A 20,159-nucleotide genomic window follows, 5' to 3' on the forward strand; every position below is an offset into this window, starting at 1 on the left:
TTGGTTTTCTTGTTTTATAGCTTTTCCACTTGGTCGAAATCGAGCTCAAGCGGGGTTTCTCTACCAAACATGTTGACATGTACCTTAAGTTTACCCTTGTCAGCAACAATTTCTTCAACAGAGCCGACAAAGTTTGCGAAAGGTCCCACCTTAACGCGTACGGTTTCTTTGAGTTCGAAGTCGATTTTCTCCTTCGGCTCTTCCATACCCATATGCTTCAGGATAGATTCAACTTCCTCAGGTAATAATGCAGTCGGTTTAGAGCCGGATCCTGTAGAACCTACGAATCCAGTTACTCCTGGCGTATTACGCACGACATACCAAGAGTCGTCTGTTTGAATCATTTCTACGAGAACATAACCTGGATAAACTTTACGCATGACGACTTTTTTCTTGCCGTCTTTGTTTACCAGTTCTTCTTCCATAGGCACAAGCACACGGAAGATCTTGTCCGTCATTTCCATAGATTCAACGCGTTTCTCTAAGTTGGCTTTCACTTTGTTCTCATACCCTGAATAGGTATGTACGACGTACCATCTTTTTTCCATGAATAAATTCACCTATAGTCCTGTTTATTTAAAAACAAGGCGCAGCAACTCAGAAATTCCTAGATCCAGCACAAAAAAATAGATAGCAACAAAAGCTACAGTACCCAATACGACAAGCGTATAGGTTGTCATCTCTTTGCGACTTGGCCACTTGACCTTTTTGAGTTCTGACCAACTGTCGGTGAAGAAGGAAAAAGTGGATCCGAAGCTTTGTCTCATTCTAGCCAAGAACGCCACAAACTACACCTCCAAAGAACTACCTAGTCTCGCGATGAGCAGTATGTTCATTGCAAAATTTGCAATATTTCTTCAACTCAATACGGTCGGGATTGTTGCGCTTATTTTTAGTGGATGCATAGTTTCTTTGTTTGCAATTTGTGCACGCTAATGTGATGATGACCCGCATGATGTACACCTCCTACAGACACTTTCTAATTAAAGCCCTTCTAAGCGCGTCAAAAAGAAAGCGACTTTTAGGGCTACCTGAAATACTTTATCACAACCCGTAATAGGGTGTCAAGGCAGAAGTCTCATAAATGCGAGAGTATCATCAGTATAGACTCTCTAAACAATTGTTAAACATTCTCCCAAAGAAAAACACCCGCACTGCTTAAGCGGCGCGGGTACTTCCTACAAATCTCGGACTTCTAGATAACGTTCAAGTTTGCGTTTAACACGTTGAAGAGCATTATCAATAGACTTCACATGACGATCGAGATCAACAGCAATTTCTTGATACGATCTGCCATCGAGATAGAGCATCAATACCCTGCGCTCTAGGTCACTTAATATCTCTCCCATTTTATCTTCAAGGCCCGTAAACTCTTCTTGATTGATTACAAGCTCCTCAGGATCTGTAACCCGGGAACCGCTAATAACGTCAAGCAGCGTACGATCAGAATCTTCATCATAGATAGGCTTGTCCAATGACACGTAGGAATTAAGAGGAATGTGCTTCTGACGCGTTGCTGTTTTGATCGCCGTGATGATCTGTCGCGTGATGCACAGTTCAGCAAAGGCTTTGAATGAAGCAAGCTTGTCTCCTCGGAAGTCGCGAATAGATTTATATAAACCTATCATACCTTCCTGCACAATGTCTTCACGGTCTGCACCTATCAAAAAATAAGAACGTGCTTTGGCACGTACGAAATTCTTATATTTATTGATAAGGTATTCCAACGCTTCGCTACTGCCTTCACGAACTGCTTCGACGATGTCTTCATCTGGCTTGAGGTCATAATCATACATTCTCAGTTCTTTGAGGTCGACACTCACCAACAATCCCTCCGGCCTGCAGGACTACCCAGATTCACTATAAAAGTTTAGGTTAAGTATACATGAAGAAAACTCACACCGTCAACGGTGAACCGCACCATTTCTAGCATTTGGAGGATTCACTCTCCTCTTCGCCACCGTTCGAACTGCTCTTTGAGCTCACGGCTCAGTTTACCTTCGAACGGATTACGCTTGGATGAAGTTTCAGGATGAATACGTTCTCGCACTTCCTTGAGATTTTGTTTGATTTTGACTAGCAGTTCACCAGCGGGCATCCGAAGAGCTCCTTTACCGAAAATGACATGCTGCTCAATCATATCCGAGGTGGCTACATAGATCTGCTTACGCCTTCCCATCAAATTCGTAACCAAGCGTTCGATCCGTTCATCTGCCGTTTCCTTCTCTTTGGTGTAGAGTACTATGAGCTTACTCTGCACATACTTCTTCCCAAGTCCTGGTACCATATAGGCATCAAAAACAAGGTACACCTTCATACCCGAGTAGGATTGATACTCCGCCAGCATATGAATTAACTGATCGCGAGCGCCCTCCAGATCTGTGTCTTTCAGCTTACTCAGCTCCGGCCAAGCGCCAATAATATTGTAGCCATCAACAATCAGAAACTGTTCCATTTCATTTAACTCTTATTACGCTGTCTAACCACTTCGTACATCAATACACCCGCGGCAACGGACGCATTCAAAGAATTCACATGTCCCGCCATCGGAAGCTTAACTAAGAAGTCACATTTCTCTTTGATTAATCGACCTACACCTTTACCTTCATTACCGATAACGAGTGCTATTGGCATGCTAAAGTTGGCTTTATACACATCTTGAGCAGCGGTTACATCTGTTCCAGCGACCCAGACTCCCTGTTCTTTCAACTTCTCGATCGTCTGCGCGATATTCGTCACACGTGCAACGGGAACGTATTCAACAGCCCCAGCTGAGGTCTTGGAAACTGTCGCTGTAAGTCCGACGGAACGCCGCTTAGGGATAATGACGCCATGGACACCTGTACAGTCAGCTGTTCGCAGGATTGAACCCAGATTATGCGGATCCTCGATCTCATCCAGAATTAAGATAAAAGGTTCCTGCCCAAGCTCTTTAGCTTTAGCTAAAATATCTTCCACTTCGACATACTCATAGGCAGCTACTTGCGCTACAACCCCTTGGTGTTGTAGTCCTTCGGCCATTTGGTCCAGCTTGCGCTTGTCCGTAAACTGAACGATAATGCCAACATTTTTGGCTTCCGCTACAATAGGACCCGCGAATTGCTTCTGAGCACTCTCTGCGATCCATATTTTATTAATCGTCCGACCAGCACGAAGCGCCTCTAGAACGGAGTGCTTCCCGCCGATATATTCTTCATCCATTCCTGTTCCTCCTAAAAGTTTTGCTTGAACAATATAATCATCTTTAGCTTAAGCTACTTGTTCGGCTTGTAAGCAATCGCAAAGTCTAATATTTCCTTCAATCTCTCAAAAGATTGTTTATAGTACAAATATCCGATTAAGCACTCAAACGCGGTGCTATGCCGGTATTCAAGCACTTCCGCGTTTTTGGCTGTAGTTCCCGATTTGGCATTGCGCCCCCGCTTTACCATGTCAACTTCTTCTTCTGATAGCATTGGCATCAAAGCTTCCAACAACTTGGATTGCGCTTTGGCTGAGACATATCCTGTTGATGCTTTGTGCAAATGGTTTGGCCGATGGTTAGCCCCAGAAATGACATATTGCCTGATATATACTTCATACACAGCATCCCCTATATACGCTAATACAAGCGGATTTAATAAATGGGGACTTTTAGATGGCGGGAAAACAAAAAGGTTCGCAGCATCATGGAAGGACTCGCTCATTTACGGCGCCAGCGTATTCCCTGTGGTGTATCCTCAAGGAATATCCCTTTCTCTGTGAGCAGGTCACGAATTTCATCCGCGCGGGCCCAGTTCTTCGACTTACGCGATTCCGTCCGTTCGATAATCAACTGCTCGATCTCTTCATCTAACAGCTCATCCGTTTGCTGCGAAAGAATCCCTAAGGTTTGATCGAACGCTTGCAGCTGATCCAAAAAGAGCTGCAGCGCGGCTGCGTTTACCCGCTCCTGTTGCAGGTAAAGGTTCGCCTCAGCAACAAGGTCGAAAACCGCCGTTATAGCATCCGGAGTATTGAAATCATCGTTCATCTTATCATCGAACTGATTCGCAATCGCAGCCAGGCGATCCGTAAGCGCTGGTTCAATTTCGCTGGTCGCAGAAGCAGTAGTAAGTCGGTGCTTCAAGTTGTCATAAGCATTCTGGATCCGTTCTAACGCATTAGAGGCTTGTTTCAAACTCTCATCGCTGAAATTCAGCGGATTGCGATAGTGCGCGGACAACATGAAGAAACGGAATACTTGCGGCTTGATTTGTTTCACTAAATCACGAATAAGAATCCCGTTGCCAAGCGACTTGGACATTTTCTCATTGTCGATGTTCAGGAAAGCATTGTGCAGCCAATAATTGGCCATCGGATGCCCCGTTACAGCTTCCGTCTGAGCGATTTCACATTCATGATGCGGGAAGGTCAAATCTTGTCCGCCGCCGTGTATGTCAATCGTCTCACCCAAATATTTGCGCACCATGGCGGAGCATTCGATATGCCAGCCTGGACGCCCTTGGCCCCATGGACTATCCCAATAAATTTCGCCCGGTTTTGCCGCTTTCCAAAGCACAAAATCCTGAGGACTCTCTTTGCGATCGTCTACTTCAATACGGATACCGTATTGGAGCTCTTCCAGATTTTGATTGGAAAGCTTGCCATACTCCGCAAATTTGCTTGTTCGGTAATACACGTCACCGCGGGCTTCGTACGCGAAATCTTTCTCAACGAGAGCAGCTATGAAATCAATAATTTCTTGGATATTCTCCGTCACACGCGGATTCAAGGTAGCATCGTGAACGCCAAGCGTTTTGACATCGTCCAAAAAGGCTTGAATGAATGTTTCGGCAAGCTCTGGAACGGTAACAGCCAACTCCTCAGCTTTACGAATCATTTTATCATCCACATCGGTAAAGTTCGTAATATAGGTCACTTCATATTTCTGAGATTCCAAATAGCGACGTACAACATCGAAGAAAATAACCGGTCTGCCGTTACCAATGTGAATATAGTTATACACAGTAGGTCCGCAAACGTACATTTTCACTTTGCCTGGTTCAATAGGAACAAATTCTTCTTTTTTTCGCGTTAGCGTATTATACACTCGTAGTGTCATGTTCTCTCGTTTCTCCATTCTTAAGGCGTTCTTGTTCAAGTTGCTGTTTTAAATCGTTAATCTGATTCTGTAATTCTTGAAATATATCCACAATGGGATCTGGTAAGTTCCCATGGTCCAAACGGTTCACACGAACTCCATCCCGCTTCACAAGTTTAGCTGGGATCGTGACGACGGTGCTATTTGAAGGAACTTCCTGAATGACTACCGCATTAGAACCAATTCGTGAATTTTCACCTACAAGGAAAGAACCTAGAATTTTGGCACCAGAGCCAATAACTACATTGTTGCCAATAGTTGGATGTCTCTTACCTTTTTCTTTCCCCGTCCCCCCTAAGGTTACGCCTTGGTATAGGATGACATCATCACCTATCTCACAGGTTTCCCCGATAACAACACCCATGCCATGATCAATAAACAGCCTTTTCCCTATCGTTGCACCCGGATGAATCTCAATCCCTGTCATGAACCGGCTCCACTGCGAAACAATACGAGCGATAGTGTACATCCCCCGCTTATAAAACCAATGGCCGATTCGATGAGACCAAATCGCATGAAGACCAGAATACGTAAAAATAACCTCAAACCAGCTGCGTGCAGCCGGGTCGTTATCGAATACGGCGGATATATCAGATTTGATCGTTGCCCACATGTTCTCACCTTCTTCGTAGAAATCATTACAAGGATTCTTCTAAAACAAAAAAGCCCCTGCAGCCATATGGCTGCAGAGGCGTATTATCGCGGTTCCACTCTGCTTGGTGACTCGGAAGTCTCCCAACTTAGGTTCCCGTAACGTGGGTATTCCGGCTGCGCCTACCCTACTCTCACGAGTATTCGGCGCGGCAGCTCCCAGGTGCATTTCCGATTACAGGAATTGGATAACTCACAGCCAAAGCCTCGCGGCTTCGATTATCCTCTCTGATAAATCCCTAGTTAAACGTACTCTCCTGATCATTGCATTCGATATTGAACTAAGTATAGCGAAAAGAAACCCGCATTACAATAAGTTCCTTAGACGAGAGGCAACTTTTTCTTTGCCAAGTAAGTAAAGAGACACATTTAAGTCAGGTCCGTGCACTTGTCCTGTAAGCGCAGAACGAATCGACATAAACAATTGTTTCCCTTTGAAGCCCGTATCTTTCTGCACTTGCTTAAGCAAAGCAGGGATAGCTTCTACGGTGAAGTCTTCCGCTTGTTCGACTTGCGTGAGGAAGCTAGCTAGCACAACAGGCACATGCTCCTCTTTCAATACAGCCGAAGCTTCCTCGTCGATAACCAGCTCTTCTTTGAAGAAGATGCTTGATAGCTCGACAATCTCTGCCGCGAAACGCATTCTCTCTTGATTGAGGCCTACGAGAGCCGTTACCCACTCTTGGGCTGCCGTATCCAAATCACCTTGGATGTACCCAGCCTTTTGCAGATGAGGCACGCATAACTCGACCACTCGGGAGAGAGGCGCCTTTTTCAAATAAGCATTGTTCATCCAATTCAATTTATCCATATCAAACACAGCCGGACTCTTGGATACGCGATCCAGGTCAAACTGGGCAATAAGTTCTTCCTTCGTGAACATTTCCTCTTCGCCGCCAGGAGACCAACCGAGCAGGGCAATGAAGTTAACAACAGCTTCAGGCAAATAGCCTAGCTCTTTGTACTGTTCGATAAACTGAATGATGGATTCATCCCGTTTACTCATTTTTTTACGATCAGGATTTAAAATAAGCGCCAAATGAGCAAAGTCAGGCACAGGAAGTCCCAGTGCTTCGTACATGAGGATTTGTCTTGGTGTATTGGACAGATGCTCCTCACCGCGAATAACCAGATTGATTTTCATCAAATGATCGTCCACAATGACAGCAAAGTTATAGGTTGGAATGCCATCCGTACGTGCAATGATGAAATCGCCAATCCCATTGGATTCAAATTCAACATGCTCGCGCACCTTGTCCTCGAAGCCGATAATCCGGTCTTCTGGAACACGGAAACGAATGGAAGGCTTACGTCCTTCAGCTTGATAAGCAGCAATTTGCTCAGTTGTTAAGTTACGGCATTTCCCTGAATAACCGCCCATTTCTCCGCGTGCTTCTTGCTCTGCCCGCTCCTGCTCCAAATCGGCTTCCGAGCAATAGCAATGGTACGCATGGCCGCTCTGAACCAATTGATCGAGATACGTCTGATAAATATCCAGTCGCTCCATCTGACGATAAGGACCGTAAGGACCTCCGATATCTACGCTCTCATCCCACTCTAAACCAAGCCATCTAAGACCATTCAACTGATCTTCAATTCCGGACTCTTTGTGACGCGTTTGATCCGTGTCTTCAAAACGAACAACGAACGCACCGCCATGGCGACGCGCCAATAAATAATCAAACAGTGCTGTACGAGCACCGCCAATATGTAAATGTCCAGTCGGACTAGGTGCATAACGCACACGTAAAGGCTGATTCATGTGTGTCCCTCTTCTCCCCAATAATACCTGCTATTCTAGCACATCTCGAATTAAACAAACAACCGATTGCGCAGCAATTCCTTCGCCTCGACCCGTGAAACCAAGCTGTTCCGTTGTCGTCGCTTTTACATTTACTTGATCCAGCTTAGCATCTAGCGCAGCTGCAATAATTTCTGCCATTTGCGGAATGTAAGGCGCCATCTTTGGCTTCTGGGCAATAATGGTGGAATCTATGTTCCCAAGACGATACCCTCTGTCTTTAGCTAGCTGCCAAACCTGCTTAAGCAGTACTAGACTATCCGCATCCTTGAACTCCGCAGCTGTATCCGGGAAATGCTTCCCGATATCGCCTAAACCTAGCGCACCCAAAATAGCATCGCTAATGGCATGCAGCAGCACATCGGCATCAGAGTGCCCGAGCAGCCCTTTTTCATAAGGAATCGTCACGCCTCCAATAATGCACTTGCGGCCTTCCACCAATTGATGAACATCAAATCCTTGTCCTACGCGAATCATAGCTGTCCCTCTCCCCTTACGTTGTGTAGTATCCATTCTGCCCATGGCAAATCTTCCGGTGTCGTAATCTTAATATTATAATAGTCCCCTTCAACCACATGCACCGTCGTTCCTATTCGTTCCACCAACATTGCATCATCTGTCCCCATGAAATCATCCTGAAGAGCCCGTTCATGCGCTTCCTGCAGAAGAGAAAACCGAAAAGCTTGCGGCGTTTGAATCGCCCACAAGCTTCGTCTATCCGGTGTAGATTGAATTCGTTTCTCGGTATCTACGATTTTGATCGTGTCCTTAACAGGTACGGCCAGTACAGCTGCATCCTGTTCTTGCGCTTTCACAAGGCAATCAAACACATGTTCTTTTTTCACGAAAGGCCTAACACCGTCATGAACGAGTACCCACGTTGTATCCTTCTGTAAGGAGTCCAGACCCCGTCTAACGGAATCTTGACGTTCGGCGCCTCCCGCTAGCACACGAGTGACTTTGGATAGAGCGTAGTCCTGTACATAGTCTCTACAGCGATCTACATCCGTTCCCCCAACAACGAGAATGATTTCATCCACTTCATGTATGTTTTGAAATAATTGCAAGGTATGTACCAGAATTGGCTTGTGTCCCAGTTGTAAGTATTGTTTACTTTCAGCCGTTCCCATTCGCGAGCCCTTGCCCGCAGCCACGATGATAACTCCTAGCTTCCCCATAAGTCCTCCAACTAAGTGCTTTCTGAAAGAAAGCTTTCTTCGTAAGCATAGACCCAAGGATAAACGACCTAGTAAGAGCTATGTTACATCTCCTTATCATACTGGTTTTACTGTGCTTTTTCCAATAGTTTCGGTTTCGCGAAAATCATACGTCCCGCCGACGTCTGCAGAACACTTGTGACCATCACTTCGAGAGTCATCCCGATGAATTCGCGCCCGCCTTCCACCACGATCATCGTACCATCGTCCAGATAAGCTACACCTTGTCCATGCTCCTTGCCATCCTTAATGACTTGAACTATGATTTCTTCACCCGGTAGGACAACAGGCTTCACTGCATTTGCGAGGTCGTTGATATTGAGTACCGAAACACCTTGCAATTCACATACTTTGTTTAGATTAAAATCATTCGTAATCACTTTGCCTTGCAGTACTTTGGCGAGCCGGACTAGCTTGCTATCTACTTCAGATATTTCCTCGAAATCTCCTTCGTAAATAAGCACTTTCACTTCAAGTTCCTTTTGGATTTTGTTCAAAATGTCTAGACCGCGCCGACCGCGATTCCGTTTGAGTAAATCCGACGAGTCCGCAATGTGCTGCAGCTCTTCCAAGACAAATTCCGGAATAACGAGAGTTCCCTCAATGAATCCCGTTTTGCAAATATCAGCGATCCTGCCATCAATAATGACACTCGTGTCGAGAATCTTATGCTCCTCATAAGGACGGTGTGTCTGCTTCTCCGGGCCTGTGGATCGGCTCTTAGCTATGATCTGAACCAACTCTTCCCGCTTGCTGTAACCGATACGGAACCCCATTACAGCTAGTACCGCAGATACAATGAACGGTAAAAAGGGACTAGCCCATTTCGCTTGCTCTAATACAGGGAACACCAATACCGATATAAGCAGTCCAATGACTAAACCTAATGTACCTGAGAGTAAATCGGACACCGGGATATCCGCTACATTCCTTTCGCCTCTCATAAGCAGCTTCATTCCCTGACTTGCAACCCATGACGAAAGGAAGAACATACCTACTGCGCATAAACTATTAATCCAAATAACTTGTCCCGCATCACTCATTAACAATGTCTTTCGAAGGACCGAATCACTCCAACTATAACCTAAACTACCACCCATGATGGCCAAAATGATTTGTACCCATTTTCTCATCACAGATTCACCCCCTAAATCAAACTTGTTTTAAGCCTTATTACAATTATGTTCCAATTTCTCCAACGTTAATCACTTCTTTACATGGAAAATTGAAATATTAGAGGGCTTCCTTTATAATGAAATTGGAAGTTACCAACACACCCGAGGTGGATGGAATGAGCTCCTTGACTTTAAAGCAGTTTCAGGATCAAGTATCTGAATTGTTACTCCGTCACCGAAGTCTGCTTGACGTCTTATCCAAATTCCAACAGTCTGGTGCAGCTACTAATCGTTCTGTGGTGAAATCTATTACGGAATGTGGATGTATTCAGGTTCATGCAGCCAAGCAAGAGTATCATCCTGAGATGACTTTGGATGAGGCCAAGGAAGTGCTCGGCACTCATGTATCTGGTCACTTATGTGAACAATGCATCGAGGTCGTAAGTACGGAACTAGGTAGAAATCTCTTCTATATGTCTGCACTTAGTAACATCCTAGACGTTAATTTGGAGCAAGTCGTTGAGAACGAATCGAAGAAATGCACAACACTGGGACTTTTCAACATGTCATGAAGACGAAAAAAAAGCATTTATTTTCTCTCTGAATCATCAGAAGAAAATAAATGCTTTTTATTTTCGAAACCTGTGTTAAACGTCCGATTTCACTGAATTCGTGTCGTCCATGCCGCGTCTTTTGTTCTTTCTCCGGAGACGGATGAAGAACCCATCAACGTTTTTTTTTAGGCCATATAGCGCGTAGGCTAATAGAGGTACGAAAATCATTTTAGAAATCGACTCCGGCCATTTGATAGCTATCAAAATAGCTACGGCAACAATAATTGGCGTTATCCAAATAGCTGCCTTAGGAATACCGGCTTTCTTGAAGTTCGGATACTTTACTGTACTTACCATCAAGTAAGATAACAGGATCGTACTTACCAACAACACATATACATTAATTTCGTTCACAAACAACGCTAGTGTACAAAGAACACCGCCTGCGGCTGGAATCGGAAGACCGATGAAATAGCCAGGCGTACCAGCAACGACATTGAAACGAGCTAAACGAAGCGCTCCACAAATCGGGAAGATCGCTGTAACAATCCAAGCAAATGCCGGACTAATCACATTCGGATCATTAAATGCAACCACATACATGATAAAGGCTGGTGCTACACCGAATGAAATGACATCGGATAGCGAATCCAACTCTTTACCGAACTCACTCTGCGCGTTCAATGCTCTGGCTACACGACCGTCAAGTCCATCAAGCAACATAGCGACAATGACAAGTACTGCTGCAATTCCATGTTCACCACTGAAAGCAAGAATAATTGACAGAACACCTAGGAATAAGTTCCCTACTGTAAAAAGACTGGGAATTGATTTCGTTAACATATGTTTTTGTCCACCTCTGGGTTTACTATACCCTAATCTCGACTTAATAAAACCTCGACCGCATAAAACTGCCTTAACTTAACAAAACCTCAACAATGATACTTTATGATTGTATCTAGTTTAAATATGTCTGTCAATGAACACTTGTTCTTGAATTCTTTTGAGACCTTCCTTAATGGCTCGAGCTCTCACTTCGCCGATACCGTCAACTTCATCTAATTCTTCAATTGTCGCCATCATCATGTGAGGCAAATAACCAAACTTTTCGACCAGATTCGCAATAATAATAGATGGCAGCCGCGGAATTTTGCCTAAAATTCGGAACCCTCGAGGAGAAACCGGTTCTTCAGCAATAGAATTCGTATGCGGATATCCAAGCAATCGGATGATTTGGTGGGGCTCCAGCAGTTCATCCGAGGATAACCGCTTTAAGCCTGCTTGCATTTCTTTGACACGGTCTTCCGATAAATCACGTACATAATCTTTTACGATCAAACGCGCTTCAAGTTCCGCATTCCCAACAAGTTCTTCCAGCTGCATGCTGATGAGGCGGCCTTCATTCCCAAGCTCATTAATGTATCGATTAATCTCTGCTTTAATACGCAGCACCATCTCGAACCGAGCAATGACATTGGTAACATCGTGCAGAGTAACCAATTCCTCAAATTCGGATGCGCTTAGATTGGTCAGCGACTGATCCAGCACGACTTTGTAACGCTCCAACGTCTGGATCGCTTGATTCGCCTTGGTCAGGATGACACCTATATCCTTCAACGCGTAACGCAAATTCCCTTGATAAAGCGTTATTACATTACGCCGCTGTGAAATCGAAACAACTAATTTGTTTGTTTGCTTCGCAACACGTTCAGCTGTCCTATGCCTAATTCCCGTCTCCGAGGATGAGATAGAAGAATCAGGGATTAATTGTGTGTTCGCATATAGGATGCGCTTGATATCCTCACTAAGGATAATCGCGCCATCCATTTTGGCAAGCTCATATAAATAGTTGGGAGAAAAATCACAATCTATGGAAAAACCGCCATCCACGATTTCCGTTACTTCTGCACTATATCCAACTACAATAAGTCCACCCGTTTTGGCGCGTAGGACATTCTCTAACCCATCACGGAACGGTGTACCAGGTGCTACCATTTGCAGCAATTGGCTCATGACGTCTCGCTTTATCTCTTCTTTGCTCATCATTTTCCTCCTGAAGGCTTGCAGGTTGAATGACCACGAGTTAACCCAGTGCCGCTTTCAATGCCTCTGCTACCGTGTTCACTCGGATAATCTCCATACCGGGCGAATGTGTCCATCCCTTCAAACATTTCTCTGGCATAATCACTCTACGGAAGCCAAGCTTTTCCGCTTCCTTCACACGTTGATCAATCCGGGATACACCCCGGACTTCTCCGGTCAACCCAATCTCACCGAACACCACATCATAGGGCCTGGTAGGCCGATCCTTAAAGCTGGATGCAAATTCTTTTACACGATATAATAGACGATTGGATTAGACAGGAATCCCTCTACATATAAATACATTTCACATTCGAAATTCATGCTGCTTTGATCCAACTTAACACCCTTAATCCGAACTGTACGACTGAATAGAGTCCAATTGCTAAATCCTTACAACTAAGTATAACGGAAAATTCATTCCTTTAAAAGAAGTTGTATATAACGAAAGAACAGTTCTCATTTTCTTAGGATAACCAGTTTAGTTTATAACTAAGTTCGAAACTTTATCTTTCAATCTAATGACTCAAATTGGCAGGAGTCGATATGTGTAGCTTCTTTATGTAGGTCACTCTCCGTTTAACTTGAAGTCTTTTACGCTCAACAATAGCTGTTTTCTAATTATTTTCCTCATCCCAAGGTGCTCTCTCCTCTTTGCCTTTAGAAGAAGTGCCAAATACAGAGTGGATGACTTGGCTCAATGTCTTACATGGGATTACCTTTATTGTTGAAAACGTAGTTGTACTTTTCAATCCATTGAGCGCAACATAGACACGTTTGAAACCCATTCTTTCAAGTTCTCTAATTCTTAGTTCTAATGTAGGTACTTTTTTTAATTCACCCGTTAATCCAATATCTGCGATAAATACAGTATCATTTGGGATCCCCTGATTCTTGCAGGAAGATACAATGCTCATTATCGCGGCTAAATTTGATGATTGTTCTTTTAAACGAATACCGCCTGTCGTTTTAACAACCACGTTCTTATCATGAAGAGGGATATTGGCTCTTTGCTCCATGATGCTGATAAGTGTATTCACATGGTCCTTTTTTAAACATTCAGCAATCCGGCTTGGGTATGGCATGAACGTGGTTGATACCAAACTTTCTATTTCCAGAATGATGGGTCTTGTGCCTTCTTTAACGACTGTTAATGCACTTCCACTAACTACATCATTCTCGTCTCTTTGTGTCATAAAGAACTCTGAGGGATTATCAATAGGTGTCAATCCTTGCTCACCCATTGTGAAAAATCCAAGCTCTCCTGTGCTGGCGTAGCGATTTTTAGTCGAAAATAGCTGTTTTAGCTCCTCGCCTTCCTCCCCCTCAAGAACAAGAACAGCATCTACCAAGTGTTCTAATGCTCTTAATCCAGCTAATTCGTTATCTTTGGTCATCTGCCCAACCATTATAATGGCTCTTGGTCTTTGTGCATCTTTTGCGACCTTTAAGAGAGTATTCGCGCATTCCATCGTCTGCGTGGGTGAGCCAGGTCTTTGCGGATATTCTTCTAATACAAAAGTTTGAATACTATCAATAATAATGAGGTCAGGATCTACTTGGTCAATACAACCTAAGACATTATTCAAACTATTATCAGAATAAACCCAAACGTTTTTATGAATATCTTGCAAGACTCGCTCTGCTCTTCTCTTTATCTGACTATCACTTTCTTCACCTGAAGCATACAGCACTTTCAATCCTTGCTTTGCCACATCATCTGATATTTGCAATAAGAGTGTGGATTTTCCCGCACCTGGAACAGCCGTAATAATCGTAACAGAATCTTTAACGATTCCTCCACCCATTACACGATTAAATTCATTGTACTTGGTAACAATCCTATCACTGTTTTGGGATACGGTATCTGTAAGACGGTTTATGATAACATTCTTCTTTTTGTTTATGCCCTTCTGACCACCACTAGGAGCGTTTATAACATCGTCTTCTTCAAGAGTATTCCACTCACGACAACTACTGCACGAACCTTGCCATTTTGGATGCTCTTGACCACAACTGGTACATTTATAAATGATTTTCTTTTTCATAGTTAAAATTCACTTCCCCAATTAATCAAATAGTTCTTCAAACTCTTCCAATAACTATGCTTTATTTTCCTTAAATAAGGTTTCATTGGTGATAACTGTTTGTTTATTTCTGCATCCACCGTTCTATCATACATTCTTTTATGTATTTCTTACATATTTATCAACAGAAATGAGCTATTATCGGCTAATGAATAATGTCGAATAGCTATGGGGCTGAGATAAATAAAAAGCATTTTGCTGCACCCTAGACAGGATGGAGCAAAATGCTTCTTTGCTTTCATTATTTCGCGGCTACGCCTTCGCCCTTCAGGACGACAAGTTCGCCATCTTTCTCATCAATGGTTAAAGAGTCACCTTTGGCAATATTGCCTCTGAGCAGTTCCTCAGACAAGCGATCCTCGATATGCTTCTGAATCGCTCTGCGCAGCGGTCTCGCTCCGTAAGTCGGATCGAATCCTTCTTTGGCAAGGAATACCTTTGCTTTGTCTGTTAGCAAGAAATCAACCTCTTGCTCTTTCAAACGTTTGCGTAGATCATCGGCCATCAGGCTGACAATTTGTGCGATATGTGCTTCATCTAAGGAGTGGAACACGATAATTTCATCGATACGGTTAAGAAACTCGGGGCGGAAGCTTTTCTTGAGCTCGCCCATTACTTTTTCCTTCATATTGGTGTAATCTCTACCTGCATCGACAGCAGCCGTAAAGCCAAGCGAAGAATTTTTCTTAATCATATCCGCGCCAACATTGGATGTCATAATAATCAATGTGTTACGGAAATCAACCGTGCGTCCTTTGGAATCTGTTAAACGACCATCTTCCAGCACTTGCAATAGAATGTTGAACACTTCTGGATGTGCTTTCTCGATCTCATCGAGCAGTACGACTGAATATGGCTTACGGCGTACTTTCTCTGTGAGTTGACCGCCTTCTTCGTATCCAACGTAACCCGGAGGCGCCCCTACTAATCTGGAAGTCGAGTGCTTCTCCATATATTCCGACATATCAATTCGGACTACAGCGTTATCATCACCGAATAGAGATTCTGCTAATGCGCGTGCTAATTCGGTTTTACCAACACCCGTTGGTCCGAGGAATATGAAGGAGCCCATTGGACGCTTCGGATCTTTCAGACCTGCTCTAGCGCGGCGAATGGCACGGCTTACCGCTTTAACAGCTTCTTCTTGGCCAATGACACGTTCATGAAGAATATCTTCCATTTTGAGCAGACGCTCTGTTTCTTCTTCAGCAAGTTTACTTACCGGAATTCCTGTCCAGCTCGCCACAATTTGCGCGATATCATCTGGCGTTACTTCTGTGTCCAAACGACCTTGCTTCTCTTTCCAATCATTCTTCGTTGTATCCAGCTCTTCGCGAAGCTTCTGCTCTGTATCACGAAGTCCAGCTGCTTTCTCGAATTCTTGACTTTGAACCGCTGCATCTTTCTCCTTACGGATGTTATCCAGCTTGCTCTCAAGCTGTTTCAATGAAGGCGGCGTTGTGTAAGAACGCAGTCTTACTTTGGAGCTCGCCTCATCAATCAAATCGATTGCTTTATCCGGTAAGAAACGATCCGTAATGTAACGATCAGAAAGCTTAACAGCTTCTTGGATAGCAGCATCCGTAATTTTCACACGGTGATGAGCTTCATAACGATCACGCAATCCATAAAGGATTTGAATCGCTTCCTCAGGGGATGGTTGATCAACTGTAATAGGTTGGAAACGACGCTCTAAAGCCGCATCTTTTTCGATATACTTACGATATTCATCCAACGTTGTAGCACCAATACATTGCAGCTCGCCTCTGGCAAGCGCCGGTTTAAGGATATTGGAGGCATCAATTGCACCTTCAGCTCCGCCAGCGCCAATCAATGTGTGAAGCTCATCAATGAATAGTACAATATTGCCCGCTTGACGAATTTCGTCCATGATCTTCTTGAGACGGTCTTCGAACTCGCCGCGATACTTAGTCCCTGCTACAACAGAGCCCATATCGAGCGTCATAACTCTTTTATCCTTCAACGTTTCCGGAATTTCATTGTTAATAATTTTCTGAGCAAGGCCTTCCGCAATCGCTGTTTTACCAACACCTGGCTCACCGATCAGTACTGGATTGTTCTTCGTTCTGCGGCTTAACACTTGAATAACACGCTCAATTTCTTTGCTGCGCCCAATCACAGGATCCAGATGACCTTCTTTGGCATACGCCGTCAAATCGCGTGCTAAACCATCCAAAGTAGGCGTGTTCACATTCGGATTACTACCATGACTTGGTGACACGGTCTCGCTGCTTCCAAGCAATTGAAGGACTTGTTGACGTGCTTTATTCAAAGAGACACCTAAGTTATTAAGGACTCTTGCAGCAACACCTTCTCCTTCGCGAATAAGTCCGAGTAAAATATGTTCAGTCCCCACATACGTGTGACCTAATTTTCTCGCTTCATCCATCGAAAGCTCAATGACCTTCTTCGCTCTAGGTGTATACGCAATGTTGGTAGGTTGCTCTTGTCCTCTGCCAATCAGTGACTCCACTTCGTCTTGAATTTTCTCAAGACCTAAGCCCAAAGCAACGAGCGCTTTAGCGGCAATGCCTTCCCCTTCACGAATAAGACCAAGTAAAATGTGCTCCGTACCAATATTGTTATGCCCTAAACGAACAGCTTCTTCTTGAGCAAGAGAGAGAACCTTCTGCGCACGTTCCGTAAATCTTCCAAACATCATAGAGAACACCTCCAAAATTAGTATATCTATGGAAATCCTAAAGGATGAATCTTATCTTTCTTAAACCCTACCAAATCTTTCGCGTATCAACTCTGCCCTGCGTATATCTCGCTCTTCGGCATTCAATTTCTCACCGGCATATTGTTGAAGAAAACCAGGCTGCGTCATCACCAACAGCTCATTCAAAACATTCGATGAAACGTTGTTGATTATTCCAAGATCAATGCCAAGTCTCACATCTGATAAACGCTGCGCGGCTTCCTTCGAATCCATGATTCCCGCATATGACAATATACCTAATGAACGGTTCACACGATCTATTATCCGCATTCGGGACTCTTGAATCAGCTTATGTCTCGCAGCACGTTCATGCTCTATAATTTGCCGTGCTACACTGTGTAAATTATCAATAATCTCATCTTCAGATTGGCCAAGCGTAATTTGATTCGATATTTGAAACAGATTTCCTAAAGCTTCGCTGCCTTCCCCGTATAATCCTCTAACTGTCAACCCAACTTGCGTAACAGCTGATAAAATCCGATTAATTTGTTGGCTTAGCACTAGCGCCGGTAAATGCATCATCACCGAAGCGCGGATTCCGGTACCGACATTCGTAGGGCAGCTTGTTAAGTAGCCCCTTTTTTCGTCATATCCGTAATCCAGCTGTGTTTCAAAAATATCATCGATTTGGTTCGCCAAATCCCACACTTCTTTAATCTGAAAACCGGGACATAAACATTGTATGCGAAGATGATCCTCTTCGTTGATCATAATACTAATGGATTCATTTTCGCTTAAAATAACGGCGCCATTCCTGGACTCGTTAGCTAAATTAGGGCTAATTAAATGCTTTTCTACCAGAACCATTCGCTCTAGCTCATTCAGATCAGACAGCGGAATGAGTGAAAAATTACTTATCGTTTCCAACTCATCATTTTCAAGCACACCGGACAAATGATCCAGTACTTCTTGTGATTGTTGATTCGTCGCTAACATTGGATAAGGGTAGTCCCTAAGGTTGCGAGCAATGCGGATCCGACTACTGATGACGATATCCGACTCTGGCCCTTCGCCTTTCATCCATTCGCTTAATGCATCTGCTGTAAACCGCTGTGATGTCACTGGATTCACACCTCCTTACAAACTCACATACCCGCAATTTTCTTCTCAATTTCACGAATTTGATCACGAATCTTTGCAGCCTGTTCGAACTCTTCTTGTTCGATACAGGTCATCATATCCTTCTTGAGCGTATCAATTTCCCGTTTACATTGGATGATGCCACCACTTCGCTTGGGCACTTTCCCAACGTGAACGATATTTCCATGCACTCTTTTGAAGAGAGGATCTAACTTTTCTGAAAAGCTTTGATAGCAAGATCCGCAACCAAAACGTCCTAATTTACTAAACTGAGAATACGTAAGGCCACAGCTCTCACAACGGATCGCCTGAGACTTTGCAGCGGATAGCGATGATGGTTCGAAATCAAGTAATCCTGATAACAGATTGTGAATCGAAAATCCGTTAGATGTTCCTGGAATCATTTCGCCCTTTTCACGAGCGCAATTCTCACAAATGTGGAACTCGTTCTTGTCTCCATTCACAATCTTTGTAAAATGAAGAGTCGCCGGTCGTTTCCCGCATTCCTGACAAATCATTTCATATGCCTCCTCATCTGCTAAGCAAGGATATCAGCATTGCTTTAAGAATCTTAGCCCGAATTTCATCGCGCAGCGGGAGCTTGAAGGTCAACACATCTCTCGAAATTGCGGCCCGAATCAGGTTAGCTTCTCGTGTTGAAATATAGTGGCCTTCCTGCAGTTGGTATACGAGTCCTTCTGAAGTGACTTGATCAATGTGCGTATGAATCGTGCGAAAAATGTGGTCTAAAATGGACCCGTGACTCTTGAGCTCGATTTTTTGGATACGTATGTATCCACCACCGCCGCGCTTGCTTTCCACAATGTAACCTTTTTCCAAGGTAAACCTTGTACTGATCACATAATTGATTTGGGAAGGCACACATTGGAACTGATCAGCTAGATCATTGCGTTGAATCTCAATGGCCCCTTCGGAACTCTGCTGCAAGACATGTTTTAAATACTGCTCAATAATTTCTGATACGTTGCGCATCAATTCGTCCTCCCAGATTGCCAGAAGTAAATTGACTTTGACTTTCTTTGACCTTAACTAGATTATAATCATTTCCTTTCTTTTTGACAAGTACTGCTCTATAATCCAATCCATAATGATCCGATATCCAAAAGTGAACCTTACTATTGTTGACCTTACCTACAGTTTTATTCGAAATAAAAACAAAAAAGCCTTCTTGAGATTTCTCTCAAAAAGACTCTTCATGAGGGGCAGGAGCAAATGATCGGGTATATTCTGACGCGTGCGGGATTTTACTTAGTACCATGCATCTACTCGAACGGGCTTTTTCAATTAACAGGAAAGCCTCCTGCTAATTTGGAGTGCGATAGGGAGAAATGTATGGTTAACGGGAGCTCCATGTAATTTGGCGTTTTCTTAGACTTTCGGCGAAATAAGCATAATTAGCTGGAGATCCTCCTGTTAGTGTTAACTTGCCTGCGGAAATGGCGTATTTAACGGGAGTTTCTCCCGTTAAACAGCAAAAAACCTTATGAGGAGAAATCCTCATAAGGTTCTTCATTGTGCTTGGCAACGTTCTACTCTCCCAGAACCCTGCGGTTCAAGTACCATCGACGCTGGAGGGCTTAACGGTCGTGTTCGAGATGGGAACGCGTGGGTCCCCTCCGCCATCATCACCAAACAGTCAAAGCGTGGTTTGCGCCTTGAAAACTAGATACGAAACTTGCGTAAAGT

General features: G+C 43.9%; 20 protein-coding genes, 1 rRNA gene and 2 pseudogenes. 1 reads left to right on the forward strand and 22 read right to left on the reverse strand.

Annotated features, from left to right (window positions below; all coding sequences use genetic code 11):
• Positions 1 to 14: 14 nt before the first annotated feature.
• From nusG to G519_RS0121660, 13 genes and pseudogenes are all read right to left on the reverse strand, one after another.
• Positions 15 to 548 (reverse strand): transcription termination/antitermination protein NusG, encoded by a 534-nt coding sequence (gene nusG / locus G519_RS0121605; protein WP_029196473.1) that lies wholly within the window; start codon positions 546 to 548, stop codon positions 15 to 17.
• 24 nt (positions 549 to 572) lie between these two features.
• On the reverse strand, positions 573 to 785 hold the full coding sequence (secE, locus tag G519_RS0121610; protein ID WP_029196474.1) for a preprotein translocase subunit SecE: 213 nt from the start codon (positions 783 to 785) through the stop codon (positions 573 to 575).
• 19 nt (positions 786 to 804) lie between these two features.
• The gene (gene rpmG, locus G519_RS49120) at positions 805 to 954 is read right to left on the reverse strand and encodes a 50S ribosomal protein L33 (protein ID WP_079418041.1); all 150 of its coding nucleotides are present in this window, start codon (positions 952 to 954) and stop codon (positions 805 to 807) included.
• A gap of 224 nt (positions 955 to 1,178) precedes the next feature.
• Positions 1,179 to 1,823 carry an RNA polymerase sporulation sigma factor SigH gene (gene sigH, locus G519_RS0121615; protein ID WP_028557511.1) on the reverse strand — a complete coding sequence of 215 codons (645 nt, stop codon included), beginning with the start codon at positions 1,821 to 1,823 and terminating at the stop codon, positions 1,179 to 1,181.
• A gap of 119 nt (positions 1,824 to 1,942) precedes the next feature.
• Positions 1,943 to 2,455 (reverse strand): NYN domain-containing protein, encoded by a 513-nt coding sequence (locus G519_RS0121620; protein ID WP_029196475.1) that lies wholly within the window; start codon positions 2,453 to 2,455, stop codon positions 1,943 to 1,945.
• A gap of 5 nt (positions 2,456 to 2,460) precedes the next feature.
• On the reverse strand, positions 2,461 to 3,201 hold the full coding sequence (gene rlmB, locus G519_RS0121625; RefSeq protein WP_029196476.1) for a 23S rRNA (guanosine(2251)-2'-O)-methyltransferase RlmB: 741 nt from the start codon (positions 3,199 to 3,201) through the stop codon (positions 2,461 to 2,463).
• A 53-nt stretch (positions 3,202 to 3,254) separates the two neighbouring features.
• Positions 3,255 to 3,686 carry a Mini-ribonuclease 3 gene (locus G519_RS0121630; RefSeq protein ID WP_029196477.1) on the reverse strand — a complete coding sequence of 144 codons (432 nt, stop codon included), beginning with the start codon at positions 3,684 to 3,686 and terminating at the stop codon, positions 3,255 to 3,257.
• The gene (cysS, locus tag G519_RS0121635; protein WP_029196478.1) at positions 3,683 to 5,083 is read right to left on the reverse strand and encodes a cysteine--tRNA ligase; all 1,401 of its coding nucleotides are present in this window, start codon (positions 5,081 to 5,083) and stop codon (positions 3,683 to 3,685) included. The genes G519_RS0121630 and cysS overlap by 4 nt, the downstream gene beginning before the upstream one ends.
• Positions 5,064 to 5,753 (reverse strand): annotated as a pseudogene (gene cysE / locus G519_RS0121640) (serine O-acetyltransferase); the annotation flags it as partial. The gene cysS and the pseudogene cysE, both read right to left, overlap by 20 nt.
• A gap of 327 nt (positions 5,754 to 6,080) precedes the next feature.
• Positions 6,081 to 7,535 carry a glutamate--tRNA ligase gene (gltX, locus tag G519_RS0121645; protein ID WP_029196480.1) on the reverse strand — a complete coding sequence of 485 codons (1,455 nt, stop codon included), beginning with the start codon at positions 7,533 to 7,535 and terminating at the stop codon, positions 6,081 to 6,083.
• 30 nt (positions 7,536 to 7,565) lie between these two features.
• The gene (ispF, locus tag G519_RS0121650; RefSeq protein WP_029196481.1) at positions 7,566 to 8,051 is read right to left on the reverse strand and encodes a 2-C-methyl-D-erythritol 2,4-cyclodiphosphate synthase; all 486 of its coding nucleotides are present in this window, start codon (positions 8,049 to 8,051) and stop codon (positions 7,566 to 7,568) included.
• Positions 8,048 to 8,752 carry a 2-C-methyl-D-erythritol 4-phosphate cytidylyltransferase gene (gene ispD / locus G519_RS0121655; protein ID WP_029196482.1) on the reverse strand — a complete coding sequence of 235 codons (705 nt, stop codon included), beginning with the start codon at positions 8,750 to 8,752 and terminating at the stop codon, positions 8,048 to 8,050. The genes ispF and ispD overlap by 4 nt, the downstream gene beginning before the upstream one ends.
• 107 nt (positions 8,753 to 8,859) lie before the next feature.
• The gene (locus tag G519_RS0121660; protein WP_029196483.1) at positions 8,860 to 9,927 is read right to left on the reverse strand and encodes a PIN/TRAM domain-containing protein; all 1,068 of its coding nucleotides are present in this window, start codon (positions 9,925 to 9,927) and stop codon (positions 8,860 to 8,862) included.
• A gap of 155 nt (positions 9,928 to 10,082) precedes the next feature.
• On the opposite strand from G519_RS0121660, the gene G519_RS0121665 reads away from it, so the two are divergent.
• Positions 10,083 to 10,478 carry a hypothetical protein gene (locus tag G519_RS0121665; RefSeq protein WP_029196484.1) on the forward strand — a complete coding sequence of 132 codons (396 nt, stop codon included), beginning with the start codon at positions 10,083 to 10,085 and terminating at the stop codon, positions 10,476 to 10,478.
• 75 nt (positions 10,479 to 10,553) lie between these two features.
• Here G519_RS0121665 and pssA read toward each other — a convergent pair whose 3' ends face one another.
• The 9 genes and pseudogenes from pssA to rrf all read right to left on the reverse strand — a co-directional run bounded on the left by pssA (position 10,554) and on the right by rrf (position 20,106).
• On the reverse strand, positions 10,554 to 11,303 hold the full coding sequence (gene pssA, locus G519_RS0121670; RefSeq protein WP_029196485.1) for a CDP-diacylglycerol--serine O-phosphatidyltransferase: 750 nt from the start codon (positions 11,301 to 11,303) through the stop codon (positions 10,554 to 10,556).
• Between the two features lie 120 nt (positions 11,304 to 11,423).
• Positions 11,424 to 12,503: a DNA integrity scanning diadenylate cyclase DisA gene (disA, locus tag G519_RS0121675; protein ID WP_029196486.1), complete on the reverse strand. Its 1,080-nt coding sequence runs from the start codon at positions 12,501 to 12,503 to the stop codon at positions 11,424 to 11,426.
• 40 nt (positions 12,504 to 12,543) lie between these two features.
• Positions 12,544 to 12,783: pseudogene (locus G519_RS0121680) on the reverse strand (S16 family serine protease); the annotation flags it as partial.
• A 376-nt stretch (positions 12,784 to 13,159) separates the two neighbouring features.
• Positions 13,160 to 14,590 carry a DNA repair protein RadA gene (gene radA, locus G519_RS0121685; protein WP_029196488.1) on the reverse strand — a complete coding sequence of 477 codons (1,431 nt, stop codon included), beginning with the start codon at positions 14,588 to 14,590 and terminating at the stop codon, positions 13,160 to 13,162.
• Between the two features lie 280 nt (positions 14,591 to 14,870).
• Positions 14,871 to 17,312, reverse strand: a complete 2,442-nt coding sequence (gene clpC / locus G519_RS0121690) for an ATP-dependent protease ATP-binding subunit ClpC (protein WP_029196489.1) — start codon at positions 17,310 to 17,312, stop codon at positions 14,871 to 14,873.
• A gap of 60 nt (positions 17,313 to 17,372) precedes the next feature.
• Positions 17,373 to 18,392, reverse strand: coding sequence for a protein arginine kinase (locus G519_RS0121695; protein WP_051253568.1), 1,020 nt, complete (start codon positions 18,390 to 18,392; stop codon positions 17,373 to 17,375).
• Between the two features lie 65 nt (positions 18,393 to 18,457).
• Positions 18,458 to 18,970, reverse strand: a complete 513-nt coding sequence (locus G519_RS0121700; protein WP_029196491.1) for a UvrB/UvrC motif-containing protein — start codon at positions 18,968 to 18,970, stop codon at positions 18,458 to 18,460.
• Positions 18,971 to 18,983: 13 nt separating this feature from the next.
• Positions 18,984 to 19,445 carry a CtsR family transcriptional regulator gene (locus G519_RS0121705; RefSeq protein WP_029196492.1) on the reverse strand — a complete coding sequence of 154 codons (462 nt, stop codon included), beginning with the start codon at positions 19,443 to 19,445 and terminating at the stop codon, positions 18,984 to 18,986.
• Between the two features lie 544 nt (positions 19,446 to 19,989).
• Positions 19,990 to 20,106 (reverse strand): 5S ribosomal RNA (rrf, locus tag G519_RS0121710).
• Between the last annotated feature and the right edge of the window lie 53 nt (positions 20,107 to 20,159).

It is taken from the genome of Paenibacillus alginolyticus DSM 5050 = NBRC 15375 (assembly GCF_000422905.1).
GTDB lineage: Bacteria > Bacillota > Bacilli > Paenibacillales > NBRC-103111 > Paenibacillus_E > Paenibacillus_E alginolyticus.